The organism is Candidatus Nitrosocosmicus sp. T, from assembly GCF_054408485.1.
In genome coordinates this window covers 2,227,678-2,254,388 of sequence record NZ_CP166992.1, presented here as the reverse complement: position 1 = coordinate 2,254,388, position 26,711 = coordinate 2,227,678, and the positions used below count along the sequence as shown (strand labels likewise).

At 33.5% G+C, this 26,711-nt stretch carries 24 protein-coding genes; 16 read left to right on the top strand and 8 right to left on the bottom strand.

Features of this window, described 5'->3' with window-relative positions; all coding sequences use genetic code 11:
- Nucleotides 1-218: 218 nt before the first annotated feature.
- The 3 genes from AB0A59_RS11440 to AB0A59_RS11430 all read right to left on the bottom strand — a co-directional run bounded on the left by AB0A59_RS11440 (nucleotide 219) and on the right by AB0A59_RS11430 (nucleotide 2,453).
- Complete coding sequence (locus tag AB0A59_RS11440; RefSeq protein WP_458743909.1) at nucleotides 219-896, bottom strand: alpha/beta hydrolase; 678 nt, start codon at nucleotides 894-896, stop codon at nucleotides 219-221.
- Nucleotides 883-1,992 (bottom strand): ring-cleaving dioxygenase, encoded by a 1,110-nt coding sequence (locus tag AB0A59_RS11435; protein ID WP_458743907.1) that lies wholly within the window; start codon nucleotides 1,990-1,992, stop codon nucleotides 883-885. Before AB0A59_RS11435 ends, AB0A59_RS11440 begins: the two co-directional genes overlap by 14 nt.
- Nucleotides 1,993-2,234: 242 nt before the next feature.
- Nucleotides 2,235-2,453: an antibiotic biosynthesis monooxygenase gene (locus tag AB0A59_RS11430; protein ID WP_458743905.1), complete on the bottom strand. Its 219-nt coding sequence runs from the start codon at nucleotides 2,451-2,453 to the stop codon at nucleotides 2,235-2,237.
- A gap of 1,073 nt (nucleotides 2,454-3,526) precedes the next feature.
- Here AB0A59_RS11430 and AB0A59_RS11425 point away from each other — a divergent pair.
- From AB0A59_RS11425 to AB0A59_RS11380, 10 genes are all read left to right on the top strand, one after another.
- Nucleotides 3,527-4,141, top strand: a complete 615-nt coding sequence (locus AB0A59_RS11425; protein ID WP_458743903.1) for a hypothetical protein — start codon at nucleotides 3,527-3,529, stop codon at nucleotides 4,139-4,141.
- Between the two features lie 335 nt (nucleotides 4,142-4,476).
- Nucleotides 4,477-5,124 carry a YsnF/AvaK domain-containing protein gene (locus AB0A59_RS11420; protein WP_458743901.1) on the top strand — a complete coding sequence of 216 codons (648 nt, stop codon included), beginning with the start codon at nucleotides 4,477-4,479 and terminating at the stop codon, nucleotides 5,122-5,124.
- A gap of 378 nt (nucleotides 5,125-5,502) precedes the next feature.
- The gene (locus tag AB0A59_RS11415) at nucleotides 5,503-6,789 is read left to right on the top strand and encodes a PQQ-dependent sugar dehydrogenase (RefSeq protein ID WP_458743899.1); all 1,287 of its coding nucleotides are present in this window, start codon (nucleotides 5,503-5,505) and stop codon (nucleotides 6,787-6,789) included.
- A gap of 264 nt (nucleotides 6,790-7,053) precedes the next feature.
- On the top strand, nucleotides 7,054-8,193 hold the full coding sequence (locus AB0A59_RS11410; protein WP_458743897.1) for a WD40/YVTN/BNR-like repeat-containing protein: 1,140 nt from the start codon (nucleotides 7,054-7,056) through the stop codon (nucleotides 8,191-8,193).
- A 977-nt stretch (nucleotides 8,194-9,170) separates the two neighbouring features.
- Nucleotides 9,171-9,767, top strand: coding sequence for a GNAT family N-acetyltransferase (locus AB0A59_RS11405; protein ID WP_458743895.1), 597 nt, complete (start codon nucleotides 9,171-9,173; stop codon nucleotides 9,765-9,767).
- Nucleotides 9,768-9,826: 59 nt separating this feature from the next.
- Nucleotides 9,827-10,951 (top strand): hypothetical protein, encoded by a 1,125-nt coding sequence (locus AB0A59_RS11400; RefSeq protein ID WP_458743893.1) that lies wholly within the window; start codon nucleotides 9,827-9,829, stop codon nucleotides 10,949-10,951.
- Nucleotides 10,952-11,106: 155 nt separating this feature from the next.
- Complete coding sequence (locus AB0A59_RS11395; RefSeq protein WP_458743891.1) at nucleotides 11,107-11,565, top strand: SgcJ/EcaC family oxidoreductase; 459 nt, start codon at nucleotides 11,107-11,109, stop codon at nucleotides 11,563-11,565.
- A 1,017-nt stretch (nucleotides 11,566-12,582) separates the two neighbouring features.
- Complete coding sequence (locus AB0A59_RS11390) at nucleotides 12,583-13,059, top strand: VOC family protein (RefSeq protein WP_458743889.1); 477 nt, start codon at nucleotides 12,583-12,585, stop codon at nucleotides 13,057-13,059.
- A gap of 626 nt (nucleotides 13,060-13,685) precedes the next feature.
- Nucleotides 13,686-14,906, top strand: coding sequence for a hypothetical protein (locus AB0A59_RS11385; protein WP_458743887.1), 1,221 nt, complete (start codon nucleotides 13,686-13,688; stop codon nucleotides 14,904-14,906).
- 645 nt (nucleotides 14,907-15,551) lie between these two features.
- Nucleotides 15,552-15,773, top strand: coding sequence for a hypothetical protein (locus tag AB0A59_RS11380; RefSeq protein WP_458743886.1), 222 nt, complete (start codon nucleotides 15,552-15,554; stop codon nucleotides 15,771-15,773).
- 364 nt (nucleotides 15,774-16,137) lie between these two features.
- Here the strand turns inward: AB0A59_RS11380 and AB0A59_RS11375 are convergent, their stop codons facing one another.
- Nucleotides 16,138-16,614 carry a hypothetical protein gene (locus AB0A59_RS11375; RefSeq protein WP_458743884.1) on the bottom strand — a complete coding sequence of 159 codons (477 nt, stop codon included), beginning with the start codon at nucleotides 16,612-16,614 and terminating at the stop codon, nucleotides 16,138-16,140.
- Between the two features lie 691 nt (nucleotides 16,615-17,305).
- On the opposite strand from AB0A59_RS11375, the gene AB0A59_RS11370 reads away from it, so the two are divergent.
- Both AB0A59_RS11370 and AB0A59_RS11365 read left to right on the top strand, forming a co-directional pair.
- Nucleotides 17,306-18,454: a polysaccharide deacetylase family protein gene (locus AB0A59_RS11370; RefSeq protein WP_458743882.1), complete on the top strand. Its 1,149-nt coding sequence runs from the start codon at nucleotides 17,306-17,308 to the stop codon at nucleotides 18,452-18,454.
- Between the two features lie 330 nt (nucleotides 18,455-18,784).
- Entirely contained in the window at nucleotides 18,785-18,979 is a 195-nt protein-coding gene (locus tag AB0A59_RS11365) for a hypothetical protein (protein ID WP_458743880.1), read from the top strand.
- Nucleotides 18,980-19,259: 280 nt separating this feature from the next.
- Here the strand turns inward: AB0A59_RS11365 and AB0A59_RS11360 are convergent, their stop codons facing one another.
- Nucleotides 19,260-19,457 carry a hypothetical protein gene (locus AB0A59_RS11360; RefSeq protein ID WP_458743878.1) on the bottom strand — a complete coding sequence of 66 codons (198 nt, stop codon included), beginning with the start codon at nucleotides 19,455-19,457 and terminating at the stop codon, nucleotides 19,260-19,262.
- A 250-nt stretch (nucleotides 19,458-19,707) separates the two neighbouring features.
- Between AB0A59_RS11360 and AB0A59_RS11355 the strand changes: the two genes are divergently transcribed.
- The 3 genes from AB0A59_RS11355 to AB0A59_RS11345 all read left to right on the top strand — a co-directional run bounded on the left by AB0A59_RS11355 (nucleotide 19,708) and on the right by AB0A59_RS11345 (nucleotide 22,362).
- Nucleotides 19,708-19,968, top strand: a complete 261-nt coding sequence (locus AB0A59_RS11355; protein ID WP_458743877.1) for a hypothetical protein — start codon at nucleotides 19,708-19,710, stop codon at nucleotides 19,966-19,968.
- 201 nt (nucleotides 19,969-20,169) lie between these two features.
- Nucleotides 20,170-20,712 (top strand): hypothetical protein, encoded by a 543-nt coding sequence (locus tag AB0A59_RS11350; protein ID WP_458743875.1) that lies wholly within the window; start codon nucleotides 20,170-20,172, stop codon nucleotides 20,710-20,712.
- Between the two features lie 516 nt (nucleotides 20,713-21,228).
- The gene (locus AB0A59_RS11345) at nucleotides 21,229-22,362 is read left to right on the top strand and encodes a hypothetical protein (RefSeq protein WP_458743873.1); all 1,134 of its coding nucleotides are present in this window, start codon (nucleotides 21,229-21,231) and stop codon (nucleotides 22,360-22,362) included.
- 562 nt (nucleotides 22,363-22,924) lie between these two features.
- Here the strand turns inward: AB0A59_RS11345 and AB0A59_RS11340 are convergent.
- A complete protein-coding gene (locus AB0A59_RS11340; protein ID WP_458743871.1) occupies nucleotides 22,925-23,293 on the bottom strand; it encodes a hypothetical protein in 369 nt (122 codons plus the stop codon).
- A 177-nt stretch (nucleotides 23,294-23,470) separates the two neighbouring features.
- Nucleotides 23,471-23,833: a hypothetical protein gene (locus AB0A59_RS11335; RefSeq protein WP_458743869.1), complete on the bottom strand. Its 363-nt coding sequence runs from the start codon at nucleotides 23,831-23,833 to the stop codon at nucleotides 23,471-23,473.
- 424 nt (nucleotides 23,834-24,257) lie between these two features.
- Here AB0A59_RS11335 and AB0A59_RS11330 point away from each other — a divergent pair, with 424 nt between their 5' ends.
- Nucleotides 24,258-25,427, top strand: a complete 1,170-nt coding sequence (locus tag AB0A59_RS11330) for a COG1470 family protein (RefSeq protein ID WP_458743868.1) — start codon at nucleotides 24,258-24,260, stop codon at nucleotides 25,425-25,427.
- Between the two features lie 515 nt (nucleotides 25,428-25,942).
- Here AB0A59_RS11330 and AB0A59_RS11325 read toward each other — a convergent pair.
- Complete coding sequence (locus AB0A59_RS11325; RefSeq protein ID WP_458743866.1) at nucleotides 25,943-26,446, bottom strand: hypothetical protein; 504 nt, start codon at nucleotides 26,444-26,446, stop codon at nucleotides 25,943-25,945.
- Between the last annotated feature and the right edge of the window lie 265 nt (nucleotides 26,447-26,711).

Sequence of the window (26,711 nt, the reverse complement as noted above, 5' to 3'; positions counted from 1 at the left end):
TTTGCTTCAATATTTCTGATCTAAGGGTTTTGCTAAAGATCGATTTGCTAAAAAATTTGTAGATGAAACGATACCTACCACTTTAGAAGACGTGATAATAACTTGTAGAGAATATAAAAGATTTGTCTCTAAAAAACTTCTCTAGCGGATTCATTTATTGTTATTATTAGCACTGATATCTATTTTTAATATTAACATAACATATTTCAGCATCGCATCTATTGAATATTTTTAGACATCCATTCTTTAGCGTCCAAGATATCTAATTCTGTAAGATTATGACCTGATTGCTGCCATTTCAAAGTCACATATGCTCTACTTTTTTCTAGAATATCAAACAGGCTTTGAGTCTGACTTTCTGATACTATAGGATCAAACATTCCTGCAGATAACAGCACATTCTTATCCGATAGATCGATTGGAGAATTTGGTATAAAAGGAACCATTGCCCTAAACAGAATTGCACCAATTATCGTTTCTGGATATGAAAGCAGAAGGCTTGCTGCTATATTTGCACCATTAGAAAAACCTACTGCAATTGTCTTGTTTAGATCAAAACTGTAAATATTTGATGCCTCCTTAACAAAATCAGCTAATTCTCTGGTCCTATGCTTTAGATCCTCTATGTCAAATACACCTTCAGTAAGTCGCTTAAAAAATCGAGGCATTCCATTTTCCAACACCTTTCCTCGAGGACTTAATAAAGACGCAGAAGGCGATATCATTTGACCAACTTGTATCAAATCATCCTCATTTCCACCTGTACCATGAAGCAATAATAAAGTCAATGTATCTGATTGATTGTCTCTGGATCCATATGCTTTATCAGAATTGTCTGAGAGATGCTGCTGCAATGGAGAGGGGATGAAACGGTACTTAAAATCAATTTGCTTCATTATCTTTCACTTTGTAGGTATTATAGGTTTGATTAAAAGATGAAGATGATGAAAAAGAAAAATTGTCAAGTGATGGTGTACTAATTTTTGGAAGTACTTGTTCAAGATATTTGCGGCCCGGCTCTAACCATTCGGGAAGCAAGAGCTTTTGTCCCAGCTCCTCCAATTTTTGGTCTACCATAAAACCAGGCAGATCGGTTGCTATTTCAAATAGAATACCGCCAGGTTCTCTGAAATATACTGAATGAAAATATCTTCTATCAATTACAGGAGTGGCATCAAGACCCGTATCGACTATCTTTTTTCGCATATCCAACTGGCTTTCATCAGTGGGAGTACGCCATGCGATGTGATGAACAGTACCTACTCCCATATAACCCCGTTGAGTATAGGGTAGACATACGAGGTCCACAGTAGATGGAGAATTTAAAAGATCAGGTTCTCTTTTTTGCTTGTTACCATACAAATTATCTATTATTTTTTCTTTATCTTTGATTTCAAATCGAAATCTGTTTCCTTCATTCTTAGTTTTTGAGAAGCCCATGTTTTCAGTTAAGAGATCAGCTGTCCGTTCATATCCTTCCAAGGAAATGGTTGCTGAATAGAACCCTCTGGTAGCATATTCTTCAGGAATAGGGCCCATTTTCCAAACATGGTCTTTTCTTGTTTCGGCGTCCTTGTGTGCAACAAGTTCTATTTCCATTCCCTCTGGATCATAAAGTGTAATTACTTGTTCATCATTATCGAACCTCTTGGTCGGACCAGTATAACTAATCTTTTGATTTTTTAGTCTATAAGTCCAATATTCTAAGGAATTTTCTGGTATTAAAAAAGATGTAGTAATTACTTGGCCCGTTCCCCTAAAACCTTTTGGCATGGTTTGCCAAGGAAAAAAAGTCAGAATTGTACCTGGTCTACCTATATTATCTCCATAATAGAAATGATATGTTTGTGGATCATCAAAATTAACAGTTAATTTGACTAGTCGCAGTCCCAAAAAACCAGTGTAAAAATCAATATTTGTTTGGGGGTTACCTGCTATAGCTGTGATATGATGTATCCCAAGAATACCTTGGTGATTCTTATCACTTGTCATGATAGTATTTTCTAATTATAGTATAAATATCTGCTAAATTAGATAAAAACAGACATATCGACTCATTATTTTGCTTAGTGTTTAATTTACTACTATATGTCTATAGATGTTTTACCTTTTGTCCGTACAAAGAATGTCCAATAGTCTTGGCAATTAGATTCTAAAATTCGATACTTGATAACCTTTTCTTTCTGGTAATTTTTCAAAAGAGGGTTTAAGTTTTCAACCAAATCCGATAAAAGTTAATTATCTGCTTGATAAAAATTATTCATATCTTCTTTATTTTCCCAAAAAGTAAGGACTATGGATTCAGAAGGGTCTTCTAAACTATCCATTACTATAAATCCTTTCATTTTATTTTCTTGTGTTTGAACCTCTCTGAAAAATTCTAAAATCACCTTGGTACTATGATTCCGTTTACCTGGTTTTAAAAGGACTTTATTATATTTTATGTATTGCATTGTTCTTTGATATTCAAACCTCAAAATAATCTTATCATATAATTATGATTAATTATTATGTAGACTATTAACTTCAGTCAAGGATGGTTACTATAAACCAAGTAATAGTTTCAGATTTCTAATTTCCTGTGGATGTGGATAAAATGACAGGTTGGATAGGAACTATCTGGATTTGGAATGGCTGAGTTTGTAAACATACAATCGGTAAGGTCGTTTCAATAATTACAATACAAATCATAAATTAGTTAATCGCTCTTTAGATGGTATATTGTAAATTGACTTTAGCATTGATAAAAAGTAAAAATTTTAGGACGGGTTTTACTATTTTTTATGCCGAATGTATGCTGTCCTTGTAAGTTCAACACTAATGATTATGACCTTATCCATAAAAGATCTTTTTTTGTAGATCAGGGCTTTTATTCTTGAACTATCAAATGTAATTAAAAGCACTATCCGGATTAGATGTTGAAATATTCTAAAGATGCAAGTTATTTCACATTTTCTTTTATATCTGCAATATGATACTAAATAGACTTACTTTACAAGGGCTATTGGAAGTACAAGATAAATCAAAAAAGCCATTTAAAAAGAGATCAACTCAATTTCAAGTAAAAATGTAATTATCCTGAATTCAATTGCATGGCCGGATAGGCATTTAAGAAGGAGGGAGTACAAACATGTTGTTAAATATATCTGTGAATTTGAAATAGAATAGCAAAATGCTATTGTATACGAGAAAAGCGATATCAATCAAAACGGATCATGTATTAGATACAATGAAGACTGTATACCTTCGCTTTCAATTCCATCTATCGAGATATCTGTTTAGAGATCTGGTGCTTTATCAAACAGCATCAGCCAATTATCTCTTAATGAGATCATTCGTTTAAAATCAAGATGGACGCAAAAGTGGTTACCTATATATCTACGGGCAATACTATTTAGTAACTAAGCTCGTATTCGCAGTGAATATTATAGAATATTATTCTAAAATCTTGCACTAGTACTATATGACCTGATCATATTCAAAAATTATTTTATTATATGTTATTATTATATAATTCACGATTAAAATGTTAAAGTCAAATAACACAAAATTAAATGCAGTATTAGTTGTAGCAGTATTTGCGATAGCAATGACCCTTGGTCCTGCAATATCTAATTTCCAGACAGCATTTGCACACTATGGAGTAGACATAGATCAATGTAAGGATGACGAAGATTACTATGAAGATAATGAAGAAGCATGTGACAAGAACTTAAGAGCACATTATGATGACGATTATGATGGTGATTTTGGTTCTAAATCCATAGACGACGATAATGATGACAATGACCATGATGACCATGATGACAATAACGGTAGTGGAAACAGTGCTTCACAAGGTATAGGCCAATCTCAATCTTCAAGACAGAATTCACAATGCATTTCAGGTGACAACACGGATGCCTCTTGCAATAACATAAACCTTCAAAACCAAAAGAACTCAGGGAACAACGCATTAGCACAAAATTCAGATGATGACAATAACGGTAATGGAAATAGCGCATCACAAGGCATTGGTCAAAGCCAATCCTCAAGTCAGAACAGTCAAGTAGTTTCAGGCGAGAATACCAAAAATTCGGGAAATAATTTCAGCTTCCAAAATCAGGATAATTCCGGAAATAACGCACTAGCCCAACAGTAAAAGGAAACTATCTAACTTCTCTTCTTTTTTAAATATAATTAATTATTTTCTATGCTTTTCTAAAAAACAGTGGCACTAGTAAACATAATTTTAATCATAACTAGTCATAATAAGGTTAATTATTAATTGTCCAGCTTTCAATAGGGCTGGTGGGGGACATAGTGATCCTCAAATGTAGATATGTTATATGTTATAAATAATTATTGAATGATATATCAATACATACTATATTGCTATTTTGTGATAAAGAATACTACTGCAGAGACTAACTGTAGCTATTACCATTGATAGTAATATCTACCTAACTATATAAGCAATGCCATATAAATAACTTTATGAGTTCAATTATTGATTGGAATGATGTTATAAAAAAAGAAGCCAGGGGATCAAATGATGAGGATTTTGGCGAGGTTCAAGATGTTTCAAATGGTTATGTTTTTGTACAAAAAGGTATCCTTAACAAAGAAAAATTTTTCATACCCAAAGAGAAGGTTGAAAGTTATGATGGCGATATTCTCAGGTTCAGTATTTCTAGTGAAGAGGCAGCAAGCATGTACCAGGGAGAAGCATTTCCAGCATCATCACAGAATATGGATAATGAAGCATCAAATTCTGCAGGAAATGAAGAAGTGACTGTACCGATAACTGGAGAAAGACTAGACGTGAACAAAAGAGTTGAGGAAAGCTATGCAACCATTACAAAAGAACCTGTCATAGAAACACAAACTATTGAGGTGCCGGTAACACATGAAGAGATATCTATCGAGCGAAGACCACCGACCGGAGATACGTCGACATCACAAGAACCAGTTACCTCAAGAGAAGAGATAGAAATACCATTAAAGAAAGAAGAAGTAGAAGTTTCAAAGACTCCCTATGTAAAAGAGGAAGTAGTAATAAAGAAAAAGCCGGTAACAGAAACTAGAGAGTTTACAGAAGAGGTCATATCAGAGCAAGCTAATACAGCAGATATGCAACAATAACAACATTTGATAAAATGTTATAATTAAAATACCTAAACATTTCAAGACCATTTTTCTATTTTTGTAATCAATACTACCACTTCAATTATTATAGAAAAGAAGAATATAGTCATGATTTGTATCATCTTTTAGTCCTCAAAGAAAAATTCGCTAGATTAAGACTGCAATGAACGTACAACTAGTTAATAAATCCGATCTCATATATAATATAAGTTCCGCACAGTTGATTAAATCATGGTTAAGGTTAAGGTATGAATTGTTGCGGTAGATTTTGTATCTTTTTTTAAATGTTTCTATAAGGTTAAACTTAACTATTTTTTTAATATGTGAACACAAAAATATACCTTATTTATGCTATCAGGTATATTGATAAACATAATGATATTTAGAAATGATTTCAATAATAATAATGCTGACCTCTGCATTAAAAAATCTATTAAAATTTTCATAATCTCTTGTATGTTAGTTTTAGTGACAGGATTGTTGTTGCAATATCAATTGCCCATTGCTTTTGCACAGTCTGTTGATGATCAAAGTCTAAAGGTTGAATCATTTGTTGAGGGTCTAAATTCACCTACCAGTATGGCTTTTTTAGATAGCAACAATATATTGGTTTTAGAAAAGGACGGACTAGTACGATTAATTTCAAATGGCCAATTACAACCTCAGCCCGTATTGGAAATAGCTGTTGATTCCCAAAGTGAAAGGGGGCTACTTGGTATTGCTGTGGATGAAAATGTAAGAAATGATGATCGTTCTATTCAAAATGGTATTACGAAGAATGTTTTCCTTTATTATACAGAACTTGGAGCTGAAGATGGTGAATTAAAAAATAGAATTTACAAATATACTTGGAATGGTCAAACATTAGAAAGTCCAACTCTCATCTTAGATCTCCCTGCAATACCTGGGCCCAATCATGATGGTGGAAAATTAATGATTGGACCGGATAACTATCTTTATGGAGTTATAGGAGATTTGAATCATGATGGTATGTTACAAAACTTTCAGGATGGTCCTAGCCCTGATGATACCGGAATCATATTTAGAATAAATCTCCTTGACGGAACAATAGCACAAGACAATCCATTTTCCACCGATCCTAGTGATCCACTAAGTAAATATTTTGCATATGGCATTAGAAATTCATTTGGATTAACCTTCGACCCGGTTACTAAAAGTATCTGGGATACCGAAAACGGACCTGCATCAAATGATGAAATCAATATTGTCAGACCAGGATTTAACAGCGGTTGGCAAACAATAATGGGTCCAATTTCTATATCTGGTAATACTGAAGATGAATTAGTTAGCTTTGAAGGTTCTCATTATGCTGATCCAATTCTGACATGGCTAGCTCCACCGGCTCTCACTGATATAGAATTTTTAAACTCTACTAGTTTGGGTCAAGCATATTCCAATAATGTATTTGTAGGCGACAATAATAATGGATTCTTGTATTATTTTGAAATGAATCCCGAGAGAAATGGATTCATTCTTGACATGATTCCAGATTTAGTCGTTGATAATGAAGAGGAACAATCTTCTATAGTCTTTGGGAATGGTTTTGGAAGTATAACAGATCTGGTAACAGGACCTGATGATGGATTCTTGTATATACTATCACATGATAATGGAGTTATTTATAGAATTACTCCCGCATAGATATCTATTTTTTATTCTTAGAATATTTAGAATTATTTCAATTTATTAACTAGAATTGTGTTACGACCTTCCATACTACTTTTTATTCTGTCTCTGAGTTTGGTTCATGAAAAGAAACAGATCATGAAACAAAGATATTGTGAATTATAGGAGGCTTATTCAATAACATTTCTTGATATAGAAGAAATGTATGTGTTGGTTAACAATATCTAAAATAATTACATTATCCTCAAATAATATGATTGGGTAGTTGTGATTAGCAAAATGACCACACTTCTAGCAGCAATGCAAGATTCACTCTTGGTGCTATATTCTACAAAAAATGGATGGAAAATGGGTGAACAATTAAAACACTACCATCCTAATTCAATAGCATTTGATGCAAAAAATCACAATAGAGCGTACTGCGGAACTTTTGACGCAGGACTGTGGAAAACTGATGATGGTGGTCAAAGTTGGGTAGAAATCTCTCTAAACAGTCCAGGATTTCATATCACATCTGTTTCAACTAGTCCGACTGAAAAAGGAGAATCAGGACTAGGCAAGTTATTTGTTGGAATGGAGCCCAGTATAATTTGCACGTCAAATGATGGTGGTCAAAGTTGGGAGAAAATTGATGGATTTAATAAATTGAAATCATCTCCTACTTGGTCCTTTCCTCCTAGACCATGGACTCATCATGTTCGATGGATAGAACTTGACAAGAACAAAAATGGATATATCTTTGCTGCGGTAGAGGCTGGAGCCCTAATTAAAAGCGTTGATGGTGGTAAGACTTGGATTGATAGAGTTGAGTATAGTCCATATGATACTCATGTATTAAGAACTCATAAAAAAGCACCAGGAAGACTCTATTCTGCTGCTGGAGATGGTTATTTTGAAAGTGATGATTATGCTAATTCATGGAAAAAAGATGATAATGGACTTGATCTTCATACTTACCTATTTGGACTTGCCTTGAATTCAAATGATCCTTACAATATGATTACATCTGCCGCAAGTAACGCTTGGAAGTCACATTATATACAAGATTTAGAGTCATTTTTATACAGACGTTCGTCTAATGATAAACAATGGAATCTGATTACTGACGGAATACCAAACCCAAAAGGAACCGTCATTTCTATTCTTGAATCCAATCCTAATATAGGCGATGAGTTTTATTGCTTAAATAATAGGGGTATCTATTGTTCCACAGATTCAGGAATCTCATGGGATATATTAGAAATACCTTGGTCAACAGAATATAAATTGCAACATCCCTGGGCTTTGGCAGGTACAAGATTAGTATTCATTTACACATACATGATCAAGTCTAATATACCAAGAAACCCTAAAAATATTGAAATTAACAAATCTAAGAATTTTTCTAGCGAGAATTTTCTTAAAAGTCTTGAGTCATAGCATCATAGCATCATAGGACTCTATCTACAATTGTGTCTTGATAGCGAATCTTCATATTGACCGTTGTCGTAGAAGTTAAAGGTGACAAAAATATGCGAAATCTGTCTGGTCCGGGTTATTGTCAATTTGCACATATTTCCTAGTTTAAGTCCTAACTATCAGAATTGAAATCGATTGTTTCCTGTATTATTAACGGTGACTCAATTCATCTGTCAAATATAATACTAGAATTTTGTTGAATCTCTAAATTGAAACTCATAATCGGGTCTAAATAAGATCATGATACAAATAATACTGATATTGTTGTGAATAGTAACTGTGTTACAAATCTAGCTGCAAGATAGATTGGGTAATAGAGGTTAGTTTCAGATGGGAATAAATTAATACCATAAGAGGACCACATTTCATAGTGCCCGATTCAACAAAATTCTTTTGGATCGTCTAAATTGAGGATATTTAGCTTTACTATTATTAACATCGGGCCTAATTAAAGAGGTATATTTAATACTCGCTAAGTAGGTTGTATGTTGTTAACGGTACAATTTCGAGGTTTTCGTCAATCATTATTATAGACCTGATGTAAATAAAATAATCACATAATGATAAGACCAGTTTTGGATGAGTTGATGCAAGAGTTGGGTAATTGAGTACATATTTATTCCCACTACAGTATTATTTTTCACGTTCTCATCGTTATGAGTTGTAATGGAGTATGTGTAAGATACAAGGCCAAAAGAAATCAGAATAGTCCATCCAGGTATATGGAAGGACAGAAGAGGTGTAGCATATGTGAGATTTTTATAAAGTGGGATGAAACTTCTTGCCCTTGCTGTAACTATAAACTAAGGACAAGATCATTTCGAGGCTTTGGAATGAGGAAAAACATAGAGAGGAAATCATAAAACGATACTAATTTAATTCAGACTGGACCTTAAATGTTAAAATGTTATGATTTCATACATTATAGAGATAATCTAATGACAATTTCACATGTCAAAACGGCTACTGAATCAGAGGAAGGGGCTGTTATTGATGCTCTAAAACTGGCCTTTGTAGCTGATCCTGCGACTCGTTGGGTCTGGCCACATCCGCAGAAATACCTTTTACATTTTTCTAAATTTGCAAAGGCTTTTGGAGGAAAATCGTTTGTTCATAAGACCGCTTACTACATTGGAAACTATTCTGGCTCAGCTCTTTGGCTACCTCCAAAAGTTGAACCTGACGTTGATACAATACTCGGACTATTACACGATACCACTTCTGAAGAGGCTCAGAGCATTATTTCAGAGGTGTTCAAGGAAATGGGCAGCCATCACCCAAATGAGCCTCATTGGTATTTGCCACTTATTGGAGTTGATCCACTTCATCATGGCAAAGGACTCGGCTCTGCCCTTTTGGAACATGCAACAATTAGGTTTGACAACGATAATGTTTTAGCATATCTAGAATCATCTAATAAAAGGAATATTCCTCTTTATGAACGACACGGATTTGAACTGCTAGGTACCATTCAGGTAAATGACTTTCCACCCATCTTTCCAATGCTGCGAAAGCCTCAAAAGTATTGTTCGTGAAAATACTGCTATAACAATATTTGCAAATGTTTTAGAATTACAATTCATAGTAATAAATATTGATAAAAGATATAGATATCCATAGCAATACTAGTTCTTTTCAAACAGAAAGCAAGAAAATTCAATATTTTGATTGCAGACTTGTAATTTTTCTATTGGTTTTTATACTTTTTTCGGGCTCGGCCGCAACTGGTTTCAACGCTTCTGGGCAATCCAATGATTTCACTTCTTTCCAAGAAAATGAATCTCCTCCAATCATCTCTGACACCCAACTGGAAAAAAATGCTTCTTCCAGTTCCTCTTCAAGTGATAATGATGACCAAAGTGCCACCACTTCTGAACTAAAGCAAACTGAAGAGAATCTATCTGATTCGCAACCTGATGGTGACTGTTTGTTTGATCCTTCATTGCCTAAATGTGCTCCAGATGAAAATGGTAAATGTCCAGAAGGTTTTTCTAGGAATGGAGATGACCAGTGCTATCCAAGTCATGATAGGTGTCCAGAAGAATACCATAGTCATGAAGATGATGAAAGCGGAAGATGTATCCCGGATAACGTTCCTTGTGACCCGGGTTTTATAATGAATCCCGATTATCCATCATGTGAGAACAAAGATCGCGTTTGTCAAAACCACCCCGACCTGGAGGTATGTAAAGAGGACGATGTAACAAACAATTTATCGTATAGATCTGGTTATAGTCATGGCTGTTCTGATTCAAAAGTATCTGATACTTCTGAAAGATATGTCAATCAACCAGGTAAGGGGCCAGGTTATCATACAAATGAATTCCTGAGAGGATATAATGATGGATTTGAGTCGTGCTCGGGTGAGAATAATTCATCATCAGATTCGACACCCAAGGAAGCATTTAAAGTCATTGTCGAAGTATCAAATCAATCTCCAAGAGATATAGCCGGCAGCATTATAATCAGAGTGGATCATGATCCCGAAAATATTTTCAAATCAGCATATGGCATTTACTTCCCTTCCGGGCATATGACATCAAAGACGTTTACATTCAAATCAGGCGATGTGCCCATCGGAACAGGATTTGAAGTAAATATTGACTATGGTGATGATTATAATCAATATACCTTCGGAGAAAATAGTCCTGTCAAAAGACCAGAAATAGTTAATTTCACCATACATGATAGTTTTAATATAAAGACACAATTTAATTAAATATTATATAAGGATTACAGTAGGAAATTTCTAAAACCTATTTTCTATACCATGTCCAACATGTAGTAGGATATTGACTCTATAATGGTTACATAGACAAACTATCTTATGTATTGTCACTTTTAATATACTATTTGTTCCATATATCATATGTATTGAGCGATGAGATATCAAAAATAAACACTCTCATTGAAAAGTTTACTATAGCTTGGAATAGACATGATGCTAAAGAATTTGCAGAATTGTTCGTTGAAGATGGTGAGTGGACTGACGTATTAGGACAGCACGTCAAAGGAAAAGAGCAGATTGAAAAACTACACGAATATCCGTTCAAATCAGTTTTGAAAGATGCGACTTTAACCATACTAACTATAAGAAACAGATTCATTACAAAAGACATTTTCGCAATAGATCTAGAATGGAAAACAACTAGAAATAAAACTCCCGATGGAAAACCAATCCCTGATAGAAATGGATTGCTAGACCTTATTGTTACCTTAGAAAGAGGTATTACAAGAATAATTCTTGGTCATAACGTAGATTATACAAAAGCTTATTCTAGAAGTGATTTAATACATGACAATAAATATACCGATGCGATTGATAGCCGTTAAGTCTATTATGTAATTATTTACACATTTAAAAAACTTTTAGTCATTATCTGTGTCTACAATGGAGGGATAAAATTTGATTACATGATGGGAAGTCATAGGTTTACATCAAAATTTAACTTGTGACTATTTTCAAAATAGATCAAATGCTTATCGGAATTTGGATCTTCTTTTGTAACTCAATAGAACAATCATGAGAATCGATTTATCCAAGCAGAGGACATCTATCATACTCAATAATAATGATTAATTCAGTAGTATACCGGATATGGAACAGTAATAATTACTATTGAGACTGCTGCTGCTGTTGTTGTTGTTGTTGGATTTAGCATTACAATGGATTCCTCTAACAGTTTATTGTTATAAAGAATATTTGCCTGGTTTTATATGTTGATTCGTTTTATTATCATCATATGAATAAGAAAATACAATTATGTCTTATCCATCTTCATTGAAGGAACAGCTTTGATTGGTTAAGGACTAGCCTCCGACAACAGGATGAGGCCACGGTGCTATTAATGAAGTTAAGCGAATTAGCCTTCTTCGATCAAAGTTGATATATCAATGCCCTTACCCTTATTTTTGTTGAGTAAATGATCATTTGACATTGTGAGACTTTATGACTCCAGGTTTCCCCTGTTTAATATGACACATATTTGAAAGAAGTATAAATAATAGAATTATCAATAAACTTCAGTTTTTGTTCTTAGAATAGAATTGGAGGTCAAAATAGAATACAAAACTGATCATGATTCAAATAAAACCGTTCATCTGAATAGTAAGATCAAGAACGATTAGCTTTATTCAGTCAAGTGTATATTAAGAGAATGATCATCGATGGCAGTTCTATTATCTATTTCTAATGTATGGGCGTTAAAAGATCAAGATACACGAACTTATATTACCCAGTGTATAATTGTTAGATCATATCATATACTATTATAATCAATTTATTACTATAGCTAGTGTGAACATTGTTTGACCAGCTATAATAAATTCAACTAATAATTAGAAGTAACTATGAGTCAAGTGAAAAAGATCCCTAAAGGATATCACACAATTACTCCCACGCTGGTTGTAAAGGATGGACTAAAGGCAATACAGTACTATAAGAAAGTATTTCAAGCTACAGATAACGGAACCATGATGATGCCCGATAACAAATCGGTAGCTCATGCAGAGCTCACAATTGGCGATTCAAAAATTATGTTATCCGATGAATTTCCAGAAATGAAATGTCTTTCACCACCAACTATTGGTGGGAGTCCGGTTTCCTTGTTTTTATACGTTGAAGATGTAGACAAGACATTTAATCTTGCAATTGCTGAAGGAGGAAAATCCTTAGATTCAGTTAAAGATCAGTTCTGGGGAGATAGACATGGAATCATCCAAGATCCATTTGGACATGTTTGGTCAATAGCAACACACATCAAGGATCTTACTAAAGAAGAAATGAAAAAGGCAGCAGAAGAAGCATTTTCAAAAATGCCAAAATAGCTAATTTCATCTATTATTTTCTGAAATTAGTTTGCTTTGTTCTTGAAATTAATTACAAAGAAACAAGTGCATAAGGAAGGTCTCGGATTTGATTCCACGTGAGGTAGTTATAATTAAACGTTGACAAGTAAAGGTATGATTTATCCTATAATTTTGAAGTGGGTCGGGTCGAATTTATATTGTTAACGGTACAAATTTGCGGTTATCGAATTAAAGGTTTGGGGCATAGATTTGTGAAACAAATTTAACACAAAAACTGAATTTGATTTTTGTTCATTTATCAATAATGACTGGCAGCGAATGGGATTCGAATGCCTCTCCTGGTGCCTTACTCAAGGAGACAATATTTATAGCAATAGAATGTTATTTGACAAGAATAGTAATACCAATTTAGAAGTAGTCTAAACTTTTTTATTATTAATGATTAGTTTAACATATCGTAATCACTTGTTTTTAAACTTTAATCGTTTAACATAAAACGATTATCGCTAGAATTTCTGAATGAAGCGAGTCTGAAATCAATCGCTTTAATCTCTTGATTCCCACAAATCTATTAGTAGAGGATACAAGCAAGCACTTTTTTTTGTATAATATAATAATAAGATATAGTATATGAGAATTAAATAGTGCATAAATGGGCCAATAATCCACATAAATTCCAAGTGAAATTAAAAAAATATTTAAAATGCGATGAGGTTTATCCATTAGGGTTCTCTTTCCTAATTTTAATTCCATTATTTTTTGTGAAGGTCACTTACGCCTCCCTTATACCTGATATACAACATGAAAATTTACCAGGGATAAGTGGTTTAGAGAATATCCCTCAGATCGGTGATATGTTGAAGTCAAATCAAGATGTCAATAATCCCGAGAAAAGTGAAAGTAGCGAAGATGAAGGTAAGCCCCAAATTTCTTTTGAAAACAAGACAGAATTTGCTGCTTTAGCAGTTGACGAGATCTGCGAGTCAAACTTTTGTGTGAAAGAAGGTGAACCAGTTACAATTCCTGTTCGTTGTGAAGGAATAGATCCAAATACAATAGTTACTTGTATTATGACTAACGGTCCTCGAGGTGCTGAATTTACTTCTGGTACAGGAAATCCCACGAGGGGTATATTCTATTTTCTCCCTATGAAAGCAGGGTTTTATGAAGCATCATTTCAAACGAAAGTCTTGGACCGTCCTCCTTATCTAATGGCATGTTTTAATAGTCCAATCAATACGGCACATATACAAGTTAAACCAGATTGTGGTAATAAACAATTTGAATTCTACAATGGCGATATAGATCTTCTACCTTTTCCTAGACCGGGAAACATATTGAAAGATTTACCCGCCGTTGAATCATGGTATTTAGCGACTTACAAAGATATACTCACTGATGAAAGAAGTGGCGAAATATTTTGGGCCGGTACAATATCCGATCCGCCTGAATTGAAAGGCAATCTATCGGAACAAAATACAATTGACTGTAATTCCCAATTGATAATTGACATTAACATAGTCTTTCCCGGTAATCCTCAAGCGCAACTAAATCCGGCAGAAAGTAGAGAATGGGACCGATTCAGGTTGGCATTGGCCAATCATGAAATGGGTCATGTAAAGATAATCCAAGAGGGTTATTATGGAAATTATGACGGTAAATGGGAGCACAAAGGAGGATTTAATGGAATCATGCAAAAGATATTTGGGTTAACACCGGAAAGAGCTTTGGAAGAGATAGCTATAAGAGAAAATCAAACTCAACAAGCACATGATAAATATGATGATGATGCATTACATGGAGCTACAGCTGACCCAAAGTATAGTCCATTTGGTCCAACAAAATTGATCTATCCTGTAAAATAAATTCAACTCTATTTTGATGAGTGACTTTTACATAAAAGACGTTCCAATTCTTTTTGGTTTAAGTCCTAGTATCTCCTAATAAATTTTACCTATACTTCCTGAACGATTTTACTTATCTAACATTAAACAATTCATTATTTGGATTTGTTCATAATTATTCAGTAGGCTGGGTCGGATACAGATCATAACCGCATGTAATCGCACTAAACAATAAATCCAATAAAGATGCTTAGACTAGTTTAATTCTATGAATTTGCAAGTTGGAAACAAAAAAGGAGCATGCTGACTTGGATTCGAGAAGAGGCTTCGAACCATGAGGTATGGGATCAATTATCATATTAATTTCTATTCTGGATTAAGATCGATTCGGTAAATATTTAATCATGATTAAGATAATAATTGAGGAAAACCTTTGAATCTATTATAACATATATCAAATGTATTCTCTTTCATTTCCTAGTCTTTTCTGCACTGGTTATTTCCTGGTTGTTTGATCTTTCCGTGGCATGAATATATTTGTTCAATTTTGTAAAATCTTTTCATCTTAACAAAAATAAATACTCCAGCCATTCATCTTATTGGATTGCCGGATTGACTTTGAATAATATACCGGCTTATAAAAGATATTCTTTAAGCAATTATACTATGAACGATAGATTAATCTTTGTAATATCTTTCACCTCGATAATTATCATTTTGGCAACAATGTCGGCATGGACATTGTTTGCCAATGCACAATCTGATTTATTTAAAAATAATTCCTCCTCTGGTTCCAAAATAACATCTACAGAAAATGGTTCATCGATTATAACTCCTTGGAATACTGGGAATGAAAGAAATAACAGTGGTGTATCTAGCATTGGTTAACTGCATTCCTAGCGTAGTGATATAACTCTTATTTGGAGGAATTTTTGAATATCATAATGACCTGTATACTGAATACAACTTTTAATTTTCGCTTACCACTACTATGTAATAAATCTCTATTTCTATCAATATTTCATTTATAATATGTAGTTTATAGAAGCCGTATTAGATTTCTTGAAATGAGATAAATTGTTCTTCTTAGTCTGCTATTCTTCTGGATTACTGTATGTTAGCTAATTAGTAAGCTCTAATTCAAACACAGCATGCTTTAATTATTGCGGACAAAATATTCGAGTCTCAATAATGAGTAAACGGTTTTTAAATAATGGGCGACTAATTAAAGCTATAAAATAAAATAAAAAAATTAGTCCGAATCTTCATCATCATCGGATGGTGATGATACAGCTGGAGCTGGGACTACTACTACTTGTTTACCACTGGCGTTGATTAATGCATTTTGAATTTGTACTAGGTTATCTTGAGCGGCGGTTGTATTGTCCTCATTTAAAGCTAAAATAGCGTCATTTGTATAATTAAGTAGTTTTTCATTCATTTCTGCGTCTTGTTGTTTAGATTGATTGCCTTGTTGTGATTGAGTTTGGTTTGATTGTTGTAATTGTTGCTCAGCTTGTTGTTTTTGTTGCTCAGCTTGTTGCATTTGTTGGTTAGCCTGATCTAATTGTTGTTGAGCTTGTTCAGTAGTATTTTGTCCACTTGTCTGATTAGTTTGGTTTGTCTGTGCCATAAATTGTCCGTAAATGTTGGAGCTTCCCATATTTAGTAATAATACCAAACTAATGGTTAGGATTACTGGAATACTAATGTTAATGAAGGTCTTCATTGTTATATCTTAGGAAACAAACTTTTTATAGTATCAGCCAAACACCCAGGCGTCCCTAATCAGCGCTAGTTAGATTCTATAACAAGAATCAAAAGAATAATGTCGATGCAAAACTAGACTAGGTTCTAATCAAAATATTACATGTTTGTCCAACCTTATTAAAAAAGATCTTTGGTCGAGAGTCCAGTAAATCTATTTTAAAAATGATATACTTTATAGAGTGTAAATAATACAGAGTGAATGATTTTTCTTGAAAATTTTAATGGTTTGTACCGAATAACCTCTGATGTAAGGTGGAGTTGGTCGCTATTCCCATAACTTGGTCAAATCCTTACACTCAAATAATTTAGACGTTGTTGTTATATCCAGTTCTGATGGCTCTGGAGATTACGGTAGTATTCGTATAACAACAAATGTAATTCCGAAGTGTTATTGAAATTAGTAAAAGAAATTAATCCAAATATAATACACATACAAGATGAGTTCGAGCTGTATGGCCTTTTCTTAAATTCCTTAGGGTCTAATTGTAAGTAATCAATGTAGTAGATCTTTTAAATGATGACTATGCATCTAAGAAATCTTATAGAAGTTGATACACTATAAAATTTATGAGAAATGATCCTGTTGAAAGTGCTGATGAAATTTTTCCTTAGCCATATTAGCAATCAGATAATCAATATTATGATAGATATTGGGAATTATTCTAATTTCACTTCATGGCATTATAATATCGTTAACGATCTTCGCTATTACTATAGTAATTAACGATGCATCGGGCTTTTCTCTTCCTGAAGAAATGGACTATTCAGTGCCTTTTAATTTTGGATCATTTTCTGATTTGACTATGGATTATTCTAACTTAGATGAAGTTACAAATTCTACTAAGGAACTAAATGATCTTAACTTATCAGAGAATGGACGAACAGATATGACAGTTGAAACTCAACCAGATCATATACAAAATAATGAACATCTGGATCAAAAGACAAATGAAATGGTAGAGACAAGCAGTCGTTTATTGAACTCTACTAGTCCTCATTTTAGTGAAAAAACGGATGATTCTGTTAATCGTCAAATGAAACTCGACAGCATAAAAACAGAACCTGGGGAACTGTCTCTAAATCCAAATTTGAATGATAACAAAATAGCAATAATTAATTTCGATGACAACTGGAAAAGCCAATATCAATATGCAAAACCAATCCTAGATAAGTTTGAATTCAAGGCAACGTTCTATGTAGTTTGCGATTATATGGATAAGAAGAACAGAATAAGCTGGAATGAATTACAGAATCTGTACACTGAAGGACATGAGATTGGTTCTCATTCCATGAGTCATGCAAATTTGGACAATATAATGACGGGTGTTGCGCATAATGAAATAATTCAGTCAAAGAAATGTATAGAGGATAGAGGAATAAAAGTGAATAGTTTTTCCTATCCATTTAATTCTGGAGATGACAATTCAGAAATTTTAGATCTTGTTTCAAGCAATTATGAATTTGCAAGAACTGCAGGAGGGGACCCGGGTAATAAGATTAGATATGAAAATGATGAAAGTGTTAAACGTTATACCATAGTTGGTTGGAGTCACGACGCGGAAAAAAAAGAACACTTCTACTCTGACTCAGAAATGTTACAAAAATTTAAAGAATATGTAGCCGAGTATAGTAAAAGAGATGGAAAAAACAGTCACTTGCCGATAATAATTTATCATAAAATTGGAGACATAAAAGATACACAAAGCACAAGCCTTGATTTATTTGAATCGGAAATGAACTATTTACACGAAAAGGGGTTTAAGGTAGTTACAATGGATCAAGTATTCGGTAAGAGTTAAAACTTCTTTTTTTAGGTCTCTATTCAGGTTCATTGTAATGGGCATTATTATTAAATCACACTTTAAATATGATGATTATACTAGTATTTTTAATGGTAACATAACTTATTTTTTGGGGAAGGTCAACATCAGGTTATGAGACATTTGTGAAGTCATCGCTTGATCCATCTATCTTTTGTCAATGGATTTAGCTCCACTGAAATAGGAGGTGTATTGCAGTTAAACCTCGTTCTAATTACTGATTCAAATTAAATTCTTTCGGTGAGCAGAAATTTTTTTTAATTGTGAAATCTTAATAATTTAGTAATTGGGATTTGACATCAACAGAACATGGTCGATAAGGCAGAAGTAACAGTTACAGATTTATTTAAAAAACATGAGGGCAAATCATGGTATGAAAATATGTATTCTATTGCTAAGTACATCTATCAAGATGATGGGAAGATAATAACCCATGGTTTTGCTATTGATAAAGAGAATTTACTAACCTTGAGAGCTAAAATTATGGCTATTTTGACATATTAAACGTCGCCAAAGAAATCAAAGCAGACCAAAGTAGTCTTATATTATTCTATTCAATAAGTTAAAATACAATCGACCAATTAATTATTTGAATAGAAAGCTGATAACAAATTTGAATCATTTTACATGATCATCAAAACAACGACCAAGTGATAAAAAAATAATCAGAATATAAGTTAAATTGATACAGTAGTAACATTAATCAAGAAAATGATCAAATAAAAAAAGTTAAAATGTTTTGCCATTGGATTAGGTACAAGAATTACTATTGGTTGGAATGTCTTTATCTAAGCTCCTCTAAGATCATCTTGTCTATCTTTCTTCTTGCAGATTCCTTCAAAACTTGCAACGCGAATCCAATCGATGTCCCTCCAATTATCATACTGCCTATTCCGACCGATAGTTCAGGAAATACAATTCCTATACCTGTAAACATTACTGTACCAGATATCAAACCCTTTGTTATTAATTTCTTGTTCATATCACTAGCAATGCCGATATAATATATAAACTAGTGCTAAAATAACATAATAGTGCTAACTTTTTACTTTTACTCGAAAGATAAAGTCATATCATGCAGGGAATTAATTCACATTTTTCAATGTATAGGTTTGTGAAAGTATAAAATATAGGATCAATCTCTTCAATAAATTTCACCTAAAAATCCTCTCAAGCTTTATAATTGTTGAATCATAACCAATGTATAAATTTACCAAAGTAATTAAATTTCAATGAATAAACATTCATTTGTCTTTTTAGCTATAATATCCACGGTCATTTTATCAAGCGGTAGCATGGTATCAGATGGTTTTTCTAGCGCATCTGCTAGTGTATCATATTGTCCTCCCATTTGCTTAGATGAGGTACAACAACATGTAGATGATGCAAGGACTGCACTAAACGATGGAAATGTCGTTGAGGCAACATCTGAATTAGATATAGTCAGTAGCTTATTAGACCAATTAGATGATATGACAAGTAAATCAGACTAACTTTCCTATATCAATTATTTATCAGAAATAGTGTACTCCCTTTAATGGGGCCCGAGGTTTGTGAAACAAATTTAACACAATAGATGGATTCAATTTTTATTTATAAATCAATAAAGAGCATGGAGGAGATAGGATTTGTTATTTTAAATTGCGGCTCAGTAGAATTTAACATATAATAACTTCCAAAGGTAACAATGTCTTATGACAAATGATATACATAAGACAAAATGGGGTAATCGATTCATCATTACCGCTATAATTCAAGGAGGGATAATGACTTCACTTGCGTTATCAATGGTAATGTCCCAATTTATTTTTGCAAATAACTTTGACATGATACAGTTTCTATCTTTATCCTTTGAAGGCCCTGCAAAATGGTTTTTCCTTGGGATAGTGTTTTATCTTATATTTATAGTTGCCATAGCAGTTACCGCCATTTTTTACATTCACTTAGAGGTCAATCTTAGGCGCCAGATTTCTGGGATGTTAAATGTATTGGCATGGATTCATCTGATCGGTATGAATATTGGAGGTCCCTTGACAACCTTGCTCATGATATTTGCAGGATTATCAGGGTCTGGTGTATTGACTGTCTTTACCGAAGGAAAGATAGGTCCTCAGAATGTCGACGTATTAAACGCACTAACTACTCCAATAGCCCTTTCCATAGGAATATTAAGCATAGGTGTTATCTGTGGTGGTTTAGCATATACCCTGACTTATATCAAAGGAAAAATTGGTTAGTTAGGAGCCAATTGATTCAAACAGAAGTTTCCGTTTGGCCATCACCACAAAATTGTGATTCATTGATTAGATGTATACAAATAATTAAACATAGTTGATTATGATAGTCAAATTAATGTCATAGTACCTGATCTGAGAAGGATTTAAAAGGGCTCCCCCTGAAACTACTATCATGTCGAACATATGATGATCATCGCATTGTTTTGTATCTTATCGCAGATTAAAAACAACGGATAGGGGCGAGGTCAGATGCGAACCAACGACCCCCACCATGTAAAATATACTTAGTAACGTTTATCAAGGATGGTTCCAATAATATTACTCTAAATATTATGGGTGCTTTTTCTTTCAACAACATCATATCCAATATATAGAACATTTCAAGGGAAAAATGTCGTTGGTGGCCCTAGTTAAATTCATCAACTCGTTTAACAATAGTGCAACAAATTCTTCGTTAAAATACTACTAGAAGAATATATAAAAATGTTTTAGAATTACAATTCCTACTGTTAAATATTGATAAAAATCAATGATATGTATCAATATATTGATTACGATAGGGTGAAAGGAAAAAAAATACAATGTATTTATACTGAACTTGCGATTTTTTTATTAATTTTTACGCTTATTGTGGGATCAGTCACTCCAAGTCTTAGTGCGTATGGGCAATCTAATGAAACCAGTTCTTCACCAGAAAGCGCAGCACAAATCCTCTCAGATAATCCTCCTTTACCTGACAAAAATGAAGAAAATACTGATCAATTGAAATCTGAAAATGCATCTATTTCTGGTTCGAATATTAAAAATGACGAACAAAACACCATTAATGATATAAACCCGGCAGAAGAAGGAACCTCTGATTCACAACCTGATAGAGATTGCTTGTTTGATCCTTCATTGTCTAAATGTGCTCCAGATGAAAACGGTAATTGTCCTGACGGCTTTGCTATGAATGAGGATGGTCAGTGTTTTCCAAGAGGGGGCTGTCCTGAAGATTATCACACGGTTGATGATGATGAAACAGGACGCTGCATCCCAAATTCCGAAGGCTGTCCATCCGGGATGATTTTTAGACCTGACATGAAAACTTGTGGGTATAAAGATGATCTGTGCAGGACCTATCCTAACCTTGTGGACTGCAAAGCAGATGATGATGGTAACAGTGGATCGAATACTCTCGCTTACAGTTCGGGATACACTCATGGGTGTTCTGATGCAAAAATATCTGATCCTTCAAAGAGATACATAAATCAAGCAGGAAAAGGCCCAAACTATCACACACCAGAATTTATGAGCGGATATAATGGTGGATTTGAAATATGTTCTAATGGAAGCAACCAGCCACCATCAAATACAATAGGTACTTTCAAGGTCATTGTTGAAGTTACAAACCAGTCACCGATGGACACATACGGTGGAATCACAATCAACGTGGGTAATTATCCTGACAATATCTTTAAACCGGCATATGATATCTATTTCCCAGGGGGACAAACTGTTTCAAAGATATTTACATTCAAATCAAGTGATATTCCAGTGGGGACTGAATTTGAGGTAAATCTTGACTATGGTGATGACTATAATCAGTACATATTTGGGATAAACACTCCTGCAAAGAAACCCGAGTTAGTTCAATTCTTTATCTCTTAATTGATTATCACCTTTCTAGTCTATCAAGAGGAACAAATTCTGTTTTTATAATTATCGCCCGCTACTTTTAGATCGATATTCCAAATGTGATCCGATAACACAAAAGTTTGACTAAGCTACATAATTTACTAGTAATAGGATGTAATATCATGTTTCCAAAGAGAATGGGGGGGGGGGGCGACTACTTCCAGGCCGTTTAATTGAGTTGGATGATTCATGTCTAAGGGTGCTAGGCGGTCTTTTTTCTTTCAGCTATTCCGTATGAAATGGTAATAATCATACAAGGGAATTTATCTCTTTACTATGCATTGTAGTAAATACAGATAGTATGTAAGTCAATTTGCATGATTCTGATAACTGAATAGGCTAATAGTTCTGAAAACTCAAGGGCAAGATTCGAAATACTTCAAGTTTAACTTAAACAATCTGAATACAACTAGAAAAATGGTGGATGCATTAGAGAAAAACCAAAGTTAAATATCAAGATATGTTGGCTTTCAATCATACTCAAAGCTCTTACAACAATTTATGATATTGTTTGAAACAAAACTTTATCATCTGGCTATCCAGCCATCCCAACAACAAAATCCAATTTAACCCCACAGAAAGGACAAAACTTTATCTGTTCAACAATTGGATTAGGACCACCTTCAAAATAGTAGAAAAGTTTTCTCATAACCTCAAACACTCGCGGATTTTCATCAATATATAATTCTTGATTTAAGAAATCTTTAAAACTTTCACAACAAAACACCTGTTTGTTCTCAGCAGCCTGTGCAGCCTTTACCATCTTCTTCTCATTTACACCACAATTATCACAACTAATCAAATACACCTGCTCTTTTTTATCAAACCATAAATGGGCCTTGTCATTATTACCACATTTTTCACAGGATACTGTCACGTCATCATAATATTCATAATCATTCATGGATTCCCAACTACTTTAATGACTTCATGACTTAAAGCCTTCACCAAAACTGCATGAAATTATCTTGATTAACAATCGAATGAAGACACTTTTTGGTTGCCTAATCTCAGAATTCACATACATTTTTAGTAAATATTACTAATTTCATGACGTCATTCTAACTATATCTTGAAAGTTCTACCCTATGAAAGAAGTGTTTAACATTAGAGCGCTATTAAAACTCTCACCGCTATTATGACTTGATCTTACAAACGGTTCTATTTCCCCGGTTTTATTATCCCACCATGTGATGGAAACATGATCTTCGTGCGATATTATAGTAGCATTGGCTGAAAAGGAAGTGTTATTGCTTATGTTAATTGGTTTCTCAAAAGTATATCCTCCATCTACGCTCCTAGTAAAAAATAATTCCCAATTTCCAGTCTTGTTGTCTGGCCATACTATATAGAGATTATTTCCAGAAGAGGCCATAGGTGATAAAAGGAGAGGCGAACAGCAATCCTTCTGGAATGAAATTCCTAGGATTGAACTGTTGTTCATGAAGGTATCTCCGATTAGAAATGAAATCAAAAAAATAAACAAAGATGATAAAGCAATGTAATTAAATAGCATTTAGTATCTTAAGACAACCCATCAATTTTAATATTTATTTAATTCGCTTAGGACCAACAAATTTGACTTATTTACTTTTGTGTTAGAGTATTGAGAAGATTAATTCAAAAATCGAATCATCTTGTCTCCTATAGCCGAAGTGTTGAAGAATTAATATTGGATTAAACCTATCTATAGTTAATCTTGAAATAATAAGTGCTTCTTTTCTATTAATTATTATACAGGGTCAAATTGTGGAGTCAAGTTACAAGTAACAATCAAATAACTTTTTTTATTAACTCCAAATATGTTCAGAAGATGCGGTGGCTGTCAACGTTCTTTAGATTTTAAAACTGGTGTTTTTTGTTTAATTTTGTGCCTGTTGTTATATTCTATTTCAATATCTATTGCCTCCGTTTATTCTGACTTTCCAAGAAAAGAAATAATGGATGAGTTAACTGATGTTAAGATAATAAGTTTGGAAACCGGAGCGATAGTCCAAAACAAGTCATTAAATACGTTCTCTATGTCGGCACTAGATATACAAAGGGTTGCATTTTTTGAAAAAATAAACCAATTAAATTCTACAATGTGGATCGGTGATAACCTACTAAGAAATAATGACATCAAGAATATCTCTTCTGTGGCATACGGAATATTAATAGATGGCGATAGAGATTCTTCAACAGGTAAAGAGGGCGTTGATTACCAGTTAGAACTCCAATGGATTAATAATACTAATTCAAAAAATTTGCAAAATTGGAACAAATTGTTACTTGAATATTCTTCTCTGGGTCAATATAAAATAATAGATGTTCAACAAAACTATAGTGGTTATACCAGTTTTGAAGAGAGTAACAATTATGTAGACTTTTCACTAGATATGGAAAAGATTTCTGTTAGCCCATCATACAGGATGATGATTTATAATTTAGTTTCATATGATGATGGGACCATAGGAATAGATCTAACTAATTGGATAAATATTCCTAGCGATTCATTCACAATATCTACATCGCCTGAAGAAATCACGTTAAGAAAGGGTGAAACAAAAACTATAGGACTGCAAATCTTATCAAGTAGTGGCAAGATATCTACTATTACCGATCTACAGGACTTTGAGAATTATACCTCTCTTAAGATTGAATTAATAAATCAAAACGATAATCTTACTAATTCTACGATCGGGGGGTCAACTACAGAACCCATCCAAATTGAAATTAGTGCACCACAAGATGCTAAATTAGGGACCCATTCTATTCCGGTTACGGCCAATATTTCATTCGGATCAAATTTTCCTTCGAATTTTATCGAATTTCAAAATAAATATCCTATATTTATCGATACTAAAGGATACGAAATCAAAAGTGGTAATTTCACAATTAATGTGATCGAGCCTCTAACTTTTCAAGAAGAATTAAAAAACTTTTGGTTGGCCTATGGTTCAATGATAACATTGATAGGAGCGGGATTTGCTGGCGGCTTGTCATCATTATTTTTTGAATATATAAAAGAACGAAGGAATAAAAATCCTAGGCAATAATTAGAGTTTAGTCTTGATTTCGGTTGATTAGTATGTACTTCTCATTGAAGGGTGGTGAGAACGATATTATAAGAGTGGCTGCTGCGATCGTTATCAAGAGAGTGATTCTTGTACTCATTGCCATTTACTTAAGTATGTTTTATTTATACCTTCTTTGTACTAGAAGGGCTCTGTTAACTTAAGATAATCTTATAGCTTGAAGGCGTCTATTTCATCATTGATTATTAGAAATAAAACTTCCAGAATATATCTCTCGAAATCTGTTTTTAGTCACAATATAGGCCATTAGTTTTGTTGGGTCAGTTTTTTCTGCGTTTGCTAAATCCCACTTTGGTTTCTTCAGTCCTTGTAATGACACGTGGAAGTTTTTAAACAAAATATTTCATTGTCCCTGTGTGTGGAATTTAGATTGAGTCTTTTTTAAAGATCATGTTTTATTGTATAAAGCAGTATGTTTAATCATATACATTATTAAAGATAATCGAGTGGTGCCCATAAAAAATATTAAGCTAGAATTACTTGCTTGAAAAAATCTTGTATATATGATTTCCACTTTCACAATCATCATCTGGGTCATCTGAGACCACCTGGATAGCATATGCCTTTGAAACATTCTCAAAAACCAACCCCCTTGGGATGAATTCAACAGTCTTGCCGCTAAACTTCGGCTCACCTGTAGCGGTTCTATCTTCAAGACATGCTCCTATTTCAAATTTATCTACCTCGAATCCATCGACTGAATAATATGGAGAATTTTCGTCTTCACCCAATGCTACACTCGATGCGAATATGCCTTTATCAGTAACAAATGTATAGGAATAAAACGATTCATCCCCCATATCAACTGAAACCGATCTTCCTGCCTCACCTTGGACCGTCATGAATGGATTGCCATTCTTTAATCCCATGTCAGTTATAATGAAATCCTCTCGATGGAACACACCGTATGCTTGTGGAAAATAATATACCATGAAAAGGGATAAAGACAGAGTCATAGCAATAGCGATGCTATAGTGCATTTGCCTTATCTATTGCAATTGTATATATCTTTTTTTGTAGTTTGACGTTATGACATGTATTATTAGAAATAGGCCCAGGCCGGTAACCATCACTGCAATTCTCATAGCATCAATTTTATATCCTCTTTGAAGTAAAGATTTTTGGGATTCTTTCTTATCGATGCAACAGTAATTTGTTTAAATACTATTTCTATATCCATTGCCGTCTATAAGATATATGATGTAGTAAAGACTAAAAATGAAGTCCGGTATGAATTATACATTG